The 11,973-nt window shown below is 74.6% G+C and carries 9 protein-coding genes; 3 read left to right on the forward strand and 6 right to left on the reverse strand.

All coding sequences use genetic code 11. The annotated features are described in order from the left end of the window. Position 1 precedes the first annotated feature (1 nt). Positions 2 to 1,144, forward strand: coding sequence for a sigma factor-like helix-turn-helix DNA-binding protein (locus tag ABZ721_RS16405; RefSeq protein ID WP_358789291.1), 1,143 nt, complete (start codon positions 2 to 4; stop codon positions 1,142 to 1,144). Positions 1,145 to 1,227: 83 nt separating this feature from the next. Here ABZ721_RS16405 and sucD read toward each other — a convergent pair whose 3' ends face one another. The 5 genes from sucD to ABZ721_RS16430 form a co-directional block, all read right to left on the reverse strand. Further along, positions 1,228 to 2,112: a succinate--CoA ligase subunit alpha gene (sucD, locus tag ABZ721_RS16410; RefSeq protein WP_269271845.1), complete on the reverse strand. Its 885-nt coding sequence runs from the start codon at positions 2,110 to 2,112 to the stop codon at positions 1,228 to 1,230. A gap of 19 nt (positions 2,113 to 2,131) precedes the next feature. Then, positions 2,132 to 3,307, reverse strand: a complete 1,176-nt coding sequence (sucC, locus tag ABZ721_RS16415; RefSeq protein ID WP_138352981.1) for an ADP-forming succinate--CoA ligase subunit beta — start codon at positions 3,305 to 3,307, stop codon at positions 2,132 to 2,134. 210 nt (positions 3,308 to 3,517) lie between these two features. Beyond that, positions 3,518 to 4,696, reverse strand: a complete 1,179-nt coding sequence (locus ABZ721_RS16420) for a VWA domain-containing protein (protein WP_358789292.1) — start codon at positions 4,694 to 4,696, stop codon at positions 3,518 to 3,520. Next, positions 4,693 to 7,071 carry a DUF5682 family protein gene (locus ABZ721_RS16425; protein WP_358789359.1) on the reverse strand — a complete coding sequence of 793 codons (2,379 nt, stop codon included), beginning with the start codon at positions 7,069 to 7,071 and terminating at the stop codon, positions 4,693 to 4,695. The genes ABZ721_RS16420 and ABZ721_RS16425 overlap by 4 nt, the downstream gene beginning before the upstream one ends. Before the next feature lie 14 nt (positions 7,072 to 7,085). After that, positions 7,086 to 8,204: an AAA family ATPase gene (locus ABZ721_RS16430; RefSeq protein ID WP_358789293.1), complete on the reverse strand. Its 1,119-nt coding sequence runs from the start codon at positions 8,202 to 8,204 to the stop codon at positions 7,086 to 7,088. A 127-nt stretch (positions 8,205 to 8,331) separates the two neighbouring features. Between ABZ721_RS16430 and ABZ721_RS16435 the strand changes: the two genes are divergently transcribed. Continuing rightward, entirely contained in the window at positions 8,332 to 9,648 is a 1,317-nt protein-coding gene (locus ABZ721_RS16435; protein WP_358789294.1) for an SWIM zinc finger family protein, read from the forward strand. A gap of 236 nt (positions 9,649 to 9,884) precedes the next feature. After that, complete coding sequence (locus ABZ721_RS16440; protein WP_358789295.1) at positions 9,885 to 11,498, forward strand: DUF5691 domain-containing protein; 1,614 nt, start codon at positions 9,885 to 9,887, stop codon at positions 11,496 to 11,498. 27 nt (positions 11,499 to 11,525) lie between these two features. Here the strand turns inward: ABZ721_RS16440 and ABZ721_RS16445 are convergent, their stop codons facing one another. Further along, the gene (locus tag ABZ721_RS16445) at positions 11,526 to 11,939 is read right to left on the reverse strand and encodes a cobalamin B12-binding domain-containing protein (protein ID WP_358789296.1); all 414 of its coding nucleotides are present in this window, start codon (positions 11,937 to 11,939) and stop codon (positions 11,526 to 11,528) included. Positions 11,940 to 11,973: the final 34 nt, after the last annotated feature.

An 11,973-nucleotide genomic window follows, 5' to 3' on the forward strand; every position in this document is an offset into this window, starting at 1 on the left:
CGTGACAGCGCGGAAGGCGGAGAAGCGCGCCGCCCGTGCCAAGAGCGCCGCGAAGACGGAGCCCCAGCGCCCGGACGTCGCCGCCAAGCGCGCGCGCAAGCCCCCCAGCGCACCGCAGCGGCGCGCCAAGCCCCGCCCCCCGGCCGGCCCCGAGCCCACGCCCGCCTCCGCCGTACCCGTCACGGTCGCCCCCGCCGCCCCTGACGTCACCGAGGTCCGCCACGCCCCCGCCCTGACGCCGCCGAAGGCGCCCCGGGCGGCGCGGGCCTCGGCGACCGAGGCGACCGTGCTGACCGCGCTCACCGCGGCGACCGCGCGGAGCGCGGCCTCACTGCCGGAGTCCGCGTTCGACGGCCTGTACACGCACAGCGTGCGCGGTCTCGTGCGGCAGGTGGAGCTGCTCACCGGGAACCCCGCCCTGGCCTGGCGCGCGGTGCGCCGGGCGTTCGACCTCGCGTGGCAGCGGTGGCCGGAGGTCGCGGCGGATCCCGATCCGGTCGGCTGGGTACGGGCGACGGCGTACACCTTCGCGCTCTCCCCGTGGCAGCAGTGGGTCCCCGGGCACCGCACGCGCCCGGGGGCCGCGGTCCGGGCGGCGGCCTCCGGCTCCGAGCAGGACCGGATGCTGCGGGCGGCCCTGCTGCGGCTGCCGCGCGCCCAGCGGCAGGCCCTCCTGCTCTACGACGGCCTGGGACTCGACCTGCCCGTGGCCGCCGCCGAGAGCGAGGCGAGCACGGTCGCGATGGCGAACCGGATCACCCGGGCGCGCGACGCGCTGAGCGCGGCCGTCCCGGAGCTGGGCGAGCAGGCCCCGGCACGGCTGCAGGCCCTCATCGAAGCGGACCCGGCCCGGGTGGAGGGCGCGGAGCCCGCCGTCCCCGCCGAGCTGCCCGCCGCCCGGATGCGCGACACGAGCGAGCGCAACGTGCACCGCAGGACGCTGGCCGCGGTGGCGCTGACCGCTGTGATCGCCGGAGCGACGGGGGCCGCGCTGGTCGTCACGTACGACCGCGTCGGCAATCTGCCGCACCACGCGGGGCCGACCGCGGTGACCGCGCCGGCCGTTCCGTGGCAGGGCGCGCCGGAGCCCGTCCGGAGCACTCCCCCCGCACCCCTCGCGTCCCGGCCGCCGAAGCTGCCCTGACCGGCCGCCCCACACAGCGGAACGACCGCGGGCCCGCCCCCTGGAAGGGACGGGCCCGCGGTCGTACGACGTGACGGCGAACGTCAGCCGGCGAGGATGGCGCGCGCGAGGCGGGCCGTCTCCGACGGGGTCTTGCCGACCTGGACGCCGGCGGCCTCCAGGGCCTCCTTCTTCGCCTGGGCGGTGCCCGACGAACCGGAGACGATGGCGCCCGCGTGGCCCATGGTCTTGCCCTCGGGGGCGGTGAAGCCCGCGACGTAGCCGACGACCGGCTTCGTCACGTGGGCCTTGATGTAGTCCGCGGCCCGCTCCTCGGCGTCGCCACCGATCTCACCGATCATGACGATCAGGTCGGTGTCGGCGTCCGCCTCGAACGCGGCCAGCGCGTCGATGTGCGTGGTGCCGATGATCGGGTCGCCACCGATGCCGACGGCGGACGAGAAGCCGAGGTCACGCAGCTCGTACATCATCTGGTACGTGAGCGTGCCGGACTTCGAGACCAGGCCGATACGGCCCGGCTTCGTGATGTCGCCCGGGATGATGCCGGCGTTGGACTGGCCCGGGGTGATGAGACCGGGGCAGTTCGGGCCGATGATGCGGGTCTTGCCGCCCTTGGCGCCGGCGTGCGCCCAGAACGAGGCGGAGTCGTGCACCGTGATGCCCTCGGTGATCACGACGGCCAGCGGGATCTCGGCGTCGATCGCCTCGACGACGGCGTCCTTCGCGAACTTCGGCGGCACGAAGATGACGGTGACATCGGCACCGGTCTTCTCGATCGCCTCGGCGACGGAGCCGAACACGGGCACCTCGGTGCCGTCGAACTCGACGTTCGTGCCGGCCTTGCGCGGGTTGACGCCGCCAACGATGTTGGTGCCGTCCGCAAGCATGAGCTTGGTGTGCTTCATGCCCGTGGCGCCGGTCATCCCCTGGACGATGACCTTGCTTTCCTTGGTCAGGAAAATAGCCATGGTGTGGTGACCTTGTCCCTTACTTCGCAGCCGCGAGCTCGGCGGCCTTGTCGGCCGCGCCGTCCATGGTGTCCACGCGCTGCACGAGCGGGTGGTTGGCGTCGGTCAGGATCTTGCGACCCAGCTCCGCGTTGTTGCCGTCCAGCCGGACGACGAGCGGCTTGCTGACGACCTCGCCCTTGGACTTGAGCAGCTCCAGGGCCTGGACGATGCCGTTGGCGACCTCGTCGCACGCGGTGATGCCGCCGAAGACGTTGACGAAGACGGACTTGACGTCCGGGTCGCCGAGGATGATCTCCAGGCCGTTCGCCATGACCTCGGCGGAGGCGCCGCCACCGATGTCGAGGAAGTTGGCGGGCTTGACACCGCCGTGCTTCTCACCGGCGTACGCGACGACGTCGAGGGTGCTCATGACGAGACCCGCGCCGTTGCCGATGATGCCGACCTCACCGTCGAGCTTGACGTAGTTGAGGTTCTTCGCCTTGGCCGCGGCCTCCAGCGGGTTGGCGGCGTCCTTGTCCTCGAGGGCCGCGTGGTCCGGCTGGCGGAACTCGGCGTTCTCGTCCAGCGAGACCTTGCCGTCGAGCGCGATGATCTTGCCGTCGCCGGACTTGATCAGCGGGTTGACCTCGACGAGGAGGGCGTCCTCCTTGATGAAGACGGTCCACAGCTTCTGCAGGACGTCGGCCACCTGGTCGGCGATCTCGGCCGGGAACTTGGCCGCGGCGACGATCTCGGCGGCCTTCTCCGGGGTGCAGCCCTCGTTGGCGTCGACCGGGATCTTGGCCAGCGCGTCGGGGTTCTCCTCCGCGACGATCTCGATCTCCACGCCGCCCTCGACCGAGGCCATGGCGAGGAAGGTGCGGTTGGTGCGGTCCAGCAGGAAGGAGACGTAGTACTCCTCCGCGATGTCCGCGGTCTCGGCAAGCATCACCTTGTGGACCGTGTGGCCCTTGATGTCCATGCCGAGGATGGCGTCGGCCTTGGCGACCGCGTCTGCGGGGTCGGAGGCCAGCTTCACGCCGCCGGCCTTGCCTCGGCCACCGACCTTGACCTGCGCCTTGACGACCGCGCGGCCACCCAGACGTTCGGTCACCTCACGAGCCGCCTCGGGCGTCTCGATGACTTCACCGGCCAGCACCGGTACACCGTGCTTGGCGAAGAGATCCCTCGCCTGGTACTCGAACAGGTCCACGCGCGTCCGTCCTTGGTGATCGCGGTTTGTTTTCTACGCGAACGTGCCGTTACGGGAGGCGTGACTACGCGGTCACAAGGAGGGCGCACACGGTCACCGAAGTACGCGGCATGTCCGTCTCGCAGGTTATCCCCGTGGACGGTAGGTCCCTAAATCGCAGGTCACATGTCAGCGGTGAGAACGGTCACAGAGCGCATTGTCAGGCTCGCGTCAGGCTTCTGGTACGGGCAGCGCTCTTTTCTCCAGTGCGGCGGCCATCACCTCGGGAAACAGGTCCGGTGTACAGGCGAAAGCGGGCGCTCCGAGCGCCGCCAGCGCGGCCGCGTGCTCCCGGTCGTAGGACGGCGCGCCCTCGTCCGACAGCGCCAGCAGGGCCACGAACTGGACACCCGCCGCCTTCATGGCGGCCACCCGTTTGAGCATCTCGTCCCGGATCCCGCCCTCGTAGAGATCGCTGACGAGGACGACCACGGTCTCCGCCGGCCGGGTGATCAGGGACTGGCAGTAGGCCAGGGCGCGGTTGATGTCGGTGCCGCCGCCGAGCTGTGTGCCGAAGAGCACATCCACCGGATCGTCCAGCCGGTCCGTCAGATCGACCACGGCGGTGTCGAAGACGACCAGCTTGGTGTCGATGCTCCGCATCGAGGCCAGCACCGCCCCGAAGACGGAGGCGTAGACGACGGACGCGGCCATGGACCCGGACTGGTCGATACAGAGCACCACGTCCTTCCGCACCGCCCGCGACGCCCGGCCGTACCCGACCAGCCGCTCGGGCACGATCGTGCCGTGCTCCGGGAGCCAGTGCCTGAGGTTGGCGCGGATGGTGCGGTTCCAGTCGATGTCCCGGTGGCGGGGGCGGCTGATCCGCGCGGAGCGGTCCAGGGCGCCGGCCAGGGTCGCGCGGGTGCGGGTGGCGAGCCGGCTCTCCAGGTCCTCGACGACCTTGCGGACCACGGCCCGCGCGGTCTCCTTCGTCGTCTCCGGCATCACCTTGTTCAGCGACAGCAGCGTGCCGACGAGGTGGACGTCCGCCTCCACGGCCTCCAGCATCTCCGGCTCCAGCAGCATCGCCGACAGCCCGAGCCGGTCGATCGCGTCCCGCTGCATCACCTGGACGACGGAGGACGGGAAGTACGTGCGGATGTCGCCGAGCCAGCGGGCGACCTGCGGCGCGGAGCCGCCGAGGCCGGCCGTCCGGCCCGCCCTGCCGTCCGCGCCGCCGCCGTCTCCCTCGGCTCCCCCGTAGAGCGCACCCAGCGTGCGGTCCATCGCCGCGTCCCTCCCGGTGAGCTCGCACCCCGTGCCGTCGGCGGCCCCTCCCCCGAGCACCAGCCGCCAGCGGCGCACGCGTTCGTCGGCGGTGGTGCGGGCTCTCGTGTCCTCGCTCATGCGTTCTCCCCCGTCGTCCCCTGCCGCTCTTCCGTGTGCTCCTCCGCCGGGTGCCCTTCCGCCGGGTGCCCGTCCGCGCGCCCCAGCAGCAGCCGCAGCACCGGCAGCGTCGCCGCCGCCCGCTCCTCGTCGAGATCCGGGCCGAACCCGGGCACGGCGTCCCCGGCGGAGACCCCGGGGCGGCCCGCGGCGCCGCGGGCGACCAGCTCGCCGACGGTGCGGCGGACGCCGGACTCGAACGCGCCGAAGGTGCGCCGCAGGAGCGGCAGTACGTCCTCGAACGCGGCGGCCGGTACCGCGGCGAGCCAGCCGTCGACCAGCGCGAGCAGCCGCTCGTCGTGGACGAGGAGCATGCCGCTGCCCGCGAGGAAACCCTCCAGCCACGCCGCGGCCTCGGCCGACGGCGTCCCCGGCGACAGGGCGAGCGCCATCAGCCGGGCGGCGGCCTCCTCGTCGAGCCGCCCGTCGTCCATCAGCAGCCGGGCGGCGCTGCCGCGCAGCAGCCCCGGTATCGCCCCGTCGCGCTCGGCGACGCCCCGCAGCATCACCGACCACCGGTCCAGGAGGCCGTCGGCCCGCAGCAGCCCGATCGCGCGGTGCGCCGCCTCCACGTGGCCGCGCATCTCGGCGGCGCCGTCCGCGTCCAGCCCGACGCAGGCGGGCGGCAGCCCGACGCAGACCCGCTCGGCCAGCCCCTCGGCGACCTTGCGCAGCGCCTCCGCGTCCGTGCCGCGGACGTCGCCGTAGCGGGCGGACCGGACCAGCGCGGGCAGCGCCCGCGCGAGATGGCCGACGTCGGTCTCCAGCGCGGCCCGGTCGGCGAGCACCCGCATCACCACCGGCAGCGCGTCCGGCAGGCCCGCGACCAGGCAGCGCTCGGCGAGCGCGGTCACGTCGGCGAGCGCGCCGGCGCGCACCGCGCCCTCCTCCGCCTTCGCCGTCGCCGCGGAGAGCAGCGTCGTGCCCCAGATCCCGGCCTCGGCGACCTGGATGGCCAGCTCCGGCTCCCAGCGCAGCCGCCAGCTCTCCCGGAACGTCCCCGTCGCCCCGCGCGAGGTGACCTGCTCGCCCCAGTCGACGCCCAGCAGCCGGAGCCGGTGCAGCAGCCGGCTGCGGCCCGCGTCGGTCTCCTTGCGCAGGTCCAGTTCCACGTCGCGCTCCAGCGCCTCGGGCTTCAGCCGGAGCCTGCGCTGCTCCCGGGCCAGGTCCCGGGCGAGCGGCACTGCGGGCGCGCTGTCCGGCACCTCGCCCAGGACGTCGCCGACGACAAGGCGGTCCCTGATGAGGGCCAGCGGTGCGTCCGAGCCGTCGCACATCACCGCGCGGATCGCGTCCGTCGTCTCGCTCAGCCCGGCGAGCGGGCGGCCGCGCATGGCCGCGAGGCTGTCGGCGAGCCGCACGGCCTCGATGACGTGCGCCGAGGACACCGGCAGGTCCTCCGCGCGGAGCAACCCGGCGACCCTGGTCATCCACCGGGTCACGGGCCGGTCCGGCGCACCGAACAGATGGCCGTACCAGCCGGGCGAGTCGATGCCCGCTCCGTAGCCGCTGTGGCGGGAGAGCCGGCGGTGCGTCCACGGCACCCACGTCATCTCGACCTTCACCTTGGGCAGCCCCTTGAGCACCTGCCGGTCGGCCGTGGCGGTCACCGGCCGGGCCAGCGCCGGGACGTGCCAGGCCCCGCAGACCACCGCGACGCGGTCGTACGTCCGCCGGGCGTCCCGGACGCGCAGCCGCATGTGGGCCTCGCGGGCCGGGTCGTCCTCCTGGCCGCCGCCCTCGCCGTACAGCTCGCGCAGCGCGCCCATCGCCTCGGCGAGCGCCGCGAACGGTGCCAGCGGGTCGTCGCCGCCGCTCCGGTGCTCGACCGCGTCCTCCCACCACCGCTCCGCGTCGTCGTACCCGGCGGTCTCGGCGAGGACGGCCAGCGGGTCGATGCGCAGCGCCTGCGCCGCCCCGTCGTCCGTCGTACCGTCACCGGCCGCCCCCTCCCGCTGCTCCGGTGCCGGGTGGTGCGCGAGGGAGTGGGCGGCGGGCAGGTCGATGAAGGAGACCGGCACGCCGTGCCCCGCGGCCCACTGGATCGCCACCCACTCCGGCGAGAACTCAGCGAAGGGCCAGAACGCCGCCCGCGCCGGATCGTCCAGGACGTGCGCCAGCAGCGCGACGGGCGGCCGCATCGCCTCGTCGGCCGCGAGCCCGACCAGCGGGTCGGCCTCCGGCGGCCCCTCTATCAGCACCGCTCCCGGCCGGTACGCGTCGAGCGCGGCGCGCACCGCCCGCGCGGAGCCCGGCCCGTGGTGCCGCACCCCCAGCAGCGCGACCCCGGAAGGGCCGCCCGCGGACGGCTCCCCCGGCGGCACGGCGGACGTCATGACGGCGGGCGCACTCATGCGCTCGCCTCCCGGCAGGCGCGGTAGAAGTCCTTCCAGCCCTCGCGCTCGCGCACCACCGTCTCCAGGTACTCCTGCCAGATCACCCGGTCGGCGGCCGGATCGCGGACGACCGCGCCCAGGATGCCGGCCGCGATGTCGGGCGCCCGCAGCACGCCGTCCCCGAAGTGCGCGGCGAGCGCCAGGCCGTTGGTCACCACGGAGATCGCCTCGGCCGTCGACAGGGTGCCGGACGGCGACTTCACCTTCGTCCGGCCGTCGGCGGTCACCCCGCCGCGCAGCTCCCGGAAGACGGTGACGACCCGGCGGATCTCGTCGGCGCCCTCGGGGACGGCCGGGAGGTCCAGCCCGCGCCCGAGCTGGTCGACCCGGCGGGTGACGATGTCGATCTCGTCCTCCGCCGAGGCGGGCAGGGGCAGCACGACGGTGTTGAACCGGCGGCGCAACGCGCTGGACAGCTCGTTGACACCCCGGTCGCGGTCGTTGGCGGTGGCGATCAGGTTGAAGCCCCGGACAGCCTGGGTCTCCGACCCCAACTCGGGTATCGGCAGCGTCTTCTCCGAGAGGATCGTGATGAGGGAGTCCTGCACGTCGGCCGGTATCCGGGTCAGCTCCTCGACCCGGGCGATCCGGCCCTCGGCCATCGCCCGCATGACGGGGCTCGCCACCAGGGCCCGGCGGCTGGGGCCGTTCGTCAGCAGCTCCGCGTAGTTCCAGCCGTAGCGGATGGCCTCCTCCGGCGTCCCGGCCGTGCCCTGGACCAGCAGGGTCGAGTCGCCGCTGATCGCGGCGGCCAGGTGTTCCGACACCCAGGTCTTGGCGGTGCCCGGCACGCCGAGCAGCAGCAGGGCCCGGTCGGTGGCGAGCGTGGTCACGGCGACCTCGACGATGCGCCGGGGGCCGACGTACTTGGGCGTGACCGTGCCTTGGCCGCCGGGCAGCGGGCCGCCGAGCAGGTACAGGGCCACCGCCCACGGTGAGAGGTTCCAGCCGTAGGGGCGGGGACGGTCGTCGGCCGCCGCGAGGGCCTTCAGTTCATGGGCGAAGGCGTCCTCCGCGTGCGGCCGCAGAGCACCTGCCGGAGCGTCCTCGATGTCGGTGGGCACGACTGCCATGAATCCCCCTGTCCGATACCGCGCGACCCCTCGGTCCCGCGGTGATTTCCACCATGCACCACACCACTGACAACGGGTGAAAGTGCAGGTCGGACGCATTGTCAGTGGGGGCGCCTACGGTCGTGCCATGGAGGAACGGTGGAGTACGGATCAGGTGCTGGCGCTGGCTCCTGACGTTGCGTCACGCAAGGCCGGGACCCGGCTCGCCCTGCCCGCGTCGTGGTCCGGTACGGGTGCGGCGGACGGTGCGGTGTGGGGCCTGTGCGCGGGCAGCGGCAGCAAGCCGTACCAGACGGTCGTCGATACGAAGGGCCCCGGCTACCGGTGCAGTTGCCCGAGCCGCAAGTTCCCCTGCAAGCACGCGCTCGGGCTGCTGTTGCTGTGGTCCGGGGCGCCGGGCGGCGGCGTCGGCCCGGCGGAGGCGCCGGCGTGGGTGACCGAATGGCTCGACAGCCGGCGGGAGAAGGCGCAGGCCGCCGCGGCCGGCCCCGCGAAGCCCGCCGATCCCGAGGCCGCGCGGCGGCGGGCCGAGCGGCGCGCCCAGCGGGTGACGGCGGGCGTGACGGAGCTGGAGCAGCGGCTGACCGACCTGCTGCGCGGCGGGCTGGCCGGCGCCGACCGGGAGGGCTACCAGAAGTGGGACGAGATCGCGGCCCGGATGGTGGACGCGCAGGCGCCGGGGCTGGCGGGCCGGGTCCGGGAGTTGGGCGCGGTCGCCGCCGGGGGCGGTGACTGGCCCTCGCGGCTGCTGGAGGAGTCCGCGCTGCTCCACCTCCTCACCCGCGGGTACCTCGCCGAGCAGCGGCTGCCCGGGCCGCTGGCCGCCACGGTGCGCGCCCGCGTCGGCTTCACCACGGACGCGGCCGAGCTGCTGGCCGGCCCCACCGTCCGGGACCGCTGGCTGGTGCTCTGCCAACTCGACACGTCGGACGAGCGGCTGACGACCCGCCGGATCTGGCTGCACGGAGCCCGGTCGGGGCGGATCGCGATGCTGCTCGCCTTCGGCGCCGCCGGCCGGGCGCCCGAGCAGGCGCTCCCGGTCGGGCTGAGCCTGGACGCGGAGATCGCCTTCCACCCGGCGGCGCGCCCGCTGCGCGCCGTGCTCGGCGAGAGCCACGGTCCGGCCGCGCCCGGCGCCGTCCCGGCGGGCGTCCCGGTCGGCCCGGCCCTCGCCGCGTACGGGGCCGCCCTCGCGGACGACCCGTGGCTCGACGCCTGGCCCGTCGTCCTGTCCGGGGTCATCCCGGTACCCGGCACCGACTCCGGCGGCTGGCAGCTCGCCGACGCCGACGGGCGGGACGCGCTGCCGATCGCCGGCCGCAGCCCGTGGCGGCTCGCCGCCGTCTCCGGCGGCCACCCGGTCACGCTCTTCGCCGAGCTCGGCCACACCGGCGTCCGCCCCCTCACCGCCTGGGGTCCGGACGCCGTGCCCGTCCCGCTGTAGGTCGTGTCTTCACATCCTCGTCTGGCCGACGGGGTCTGGCACGCACGCTCGCGGCGTTGTCGTCGGTCGCCTACGCTCCGCGTGGACTCCCTCCTCCGCCTTGCGATCGCACGCACCAGACCCCGCCGACCCCGCCCTCCGGGCGGACGACGCCGATGTGAAGACACTCCCTAGGCCCTGCGGGGCCCGGTCCGGCAGCACCGGAAGCCAGTCCCGATCGAGAGGAACGCGGAGGCATGATGAACACCGGCTGGAGCGACCTGGTGGGAAGCGCGCTGCTCGGTACGGACCGTCGCAGACCGCCCACCTCGGCGGAGCCGTACGAAGGCCAGGACCCGGCGGCCGAACTGCTCGACGCGGCGGCGATCGGCACCGTGCGCCGCCGCGCGGGACTGCGCCCCGCCGTCGCCCGGGAGCGGCCGCTGCCCGCGGCTCACGACCCGCGGCCGGTACTGCCCGAGGCGGCCCGCCGCCGGCTGGCGATGCTGCTGGCGGACCGTTCGGCGGGCGGCTCGTCCGGCCGCCGCGGCACCGCGCCCAACCTCGCCGAGCTGCTGCCGCAGTGGCTCACGGCCGCGGGCCGGCACGGCTATGCCGCGCCGCCCGCGCTCCTGCCGGAGCTGCTGGACGCGGCCCGCGCCAGGACCGACCTGCGGACCGACGCGCTGGCGCTGGCCGGCCCCCGGGCGCTGTGGCTGGCGGAGCTGAACCCGGACTGGAGGTTCGCGCTGCGCGCCGGGGTCCGGGGCCTGGAGCCGGCGGCCGGGGATCCGGCGGCGGTCCGGCGGCTGTGGGACGAGGGCCTGTTCGCCGAACGGGTCGCCCTGCTGACCCGGCTGCGCGGCCAGGACGCGGCGGGCGCGCTCGCCCTGCTGCGGTCGACGTGGACCGCTGAGCGGGCCGAGGACCGGCTGATGTTCCTCGACTCGCTGCGCGCGGGCCTGTCGCCCGCCGACGAGCCGTTCCTGGAGCAGGCGCTGACCGACCGCAGCCGCAACGTCCGGGCGACCGCCGCCGAGTTGCTCTCCGCGCTGCCCGGCTCCGCGCTCGCCGCGCGGATGGCCGAGCGGGCCCGCAGCTGCGTCTCACTGGGCGCCGGGGAGAACGTGCCGGGGATCGGCATCCTGGTGGAGGCGCCGTACGAGTGCGACGCCGCGATGGAGCGGGACGGAGTCGCCCCGCATCCGCCCAACGGCCGCGGCGAGCGCGCCTGGTGGTTCGGCCAGCTGGTGGAAGCGGCGCCGCTGGCCACCTGGACCGCGCGGTTCGGCGGGCGCGGCGCCGAGGAGATCATCGCGCTGCCCGTGGCCGACGACTGGCAGCCCGACCTGCACGCCGCCTGGTGCCGAGCCGCGGTGCGCCAGCGCGACCCCGCCTGGGCCCGCGCCCTGCTCGGGCCGCCGCCGGCACCTGCCTCCCCGGTGGCGGCGGTCGGCGACCCGGCCAAGCTGCTGTCGATCCTGCCGGAGGAGGAACGGGCGGACTGGGTGGCCCGCTTCATCGCCACGCACGGGCTGTCCGAGGCGTTCCAGATGCTCGGCGTCTGTGCCGTCCCGTGGGCGGAGCCGCTGGGCCGGGCCGTGGTCGACGCCCTGGACATCGCGCGGGACGCCGGGAGTTATCCGTGGAGTTTCAGCGGGGTGATGGGCCTGGCCGAACGGTGTCTGGACCCGGCGGAGGCGGAGCGGCTCACCGCCCTGACCGCCGTCACGGAGGAGCCGGACGACGGGTCGCCCGGAGCGGGCAGCTACTGGGCGGAAGCGTTCCAGCGGCTGGTCAGCACGTTGCGCCTACGGCGCGAGATGCTGGCGGAACTGGACCCGCGGGACCCGCCCCCGCCGGCCCGATGAACGGGCCGGGCTCGGGGCGGGGCCGGCTCAGGCCTCGGCGCCCTGGCGGACGTTGGCGCGGACCCAGGCGACGGCGTCGGTGGTCGGCGTGCCGGGGGTGAAGATCTCCGCGACGCCGAGCTCCTTGAGCGGGGCGATGTCCGCCTCGGGGATGATGCCGCCGCCGAAGACCTTGATGTCCAGGGCGTCGCGGTCCCTCAGCAGGTCCAGGACCTTCGCGAAGAGCGTCATGTGCGCGCCCGAGAGGATGGAGAGCCCGATCGCGTCGGCGTCCTCCTGGATCGCCGTGTCGACCACCTGTTCCGGGGTCTGGTGGAGGCCGGTGTAGATGACCTCCATGCCGGCGTCGCGCAGCGCCCTGGCGATGACCTTGGCCCCGCGATCATGACCGTCGAGACCCGGCTTGGCCACCACCACGCGGATCGGACCGGACACTCCCATCACTGCCTCCATGACATTGCCGGCGCCATCGCCG

This window comes from Streptomyces sp. NPDC006733 (genome assembly GCF_040636125.1).
Classification (GTDB): Bacteria; Actinomycetota; Actinomycetes; order Streptomycetales; family Streptomycetaceae; genus Actinacidiphila.

What these genes read in the sequence shown, in the direction of transcription:
- ABZ721_RS16430 (WP_358789293.1), bottom strand. Translation starts at nt 8,204, where the DNA reads ATGGCAGTCGTGCCCACCGACATCGAGGACGCTCCGGCAGGTGCTCTG.
- ABZ721_RS16425 (WP_358789359.1), bottom strand. Translation starts at nt 7,071, where the DNA reads ATGACGTCCGCCGTGCCGCCGGGGGAGCCGTCCGCGGGCGGCCCTTCC.
- ABZ721_RS16420 (WP_358789292.1), bottom strand. Translation starts at nt 4,696, where the DNA reads ATGAGCGAGGACACGAGAGCCCGCACCACCGCCGACGAACGCGTGCGC.
- ABZ721_RS16440 (WP_358789295.1), top strand. Translation starts at nt 9,885, where the DNA reads ATGATGAACACCGGCTGGAGCGACCTGGTGGGAAGCGCGCTGCTCGGT.
- ABZ721_RS16435 (WP_358789294.1), top strand. Translation starts at nt 8,332, where the DNA reads ATGGAGGAACGGTGGAGTACGGATCAGGTGCTGGCGCTGGCTCCTGAC.
- ABZ721_RS16445 (WP_358789296.1), bottom strand. Translation starts at nt 11,939, where the DNA reads ATGGGAGTGTCCGGTCCGATCCGCGTGGTGGTGGCCAAGCCGGGTCTC.
- sucD (WP_269271845.1), bottom strand. Translation starts at nt 2,112, where the DNA reads ATGGCTATTTTCCTGACCAAGGAAAGCAAGGTCATCGTCCAGGGGATG.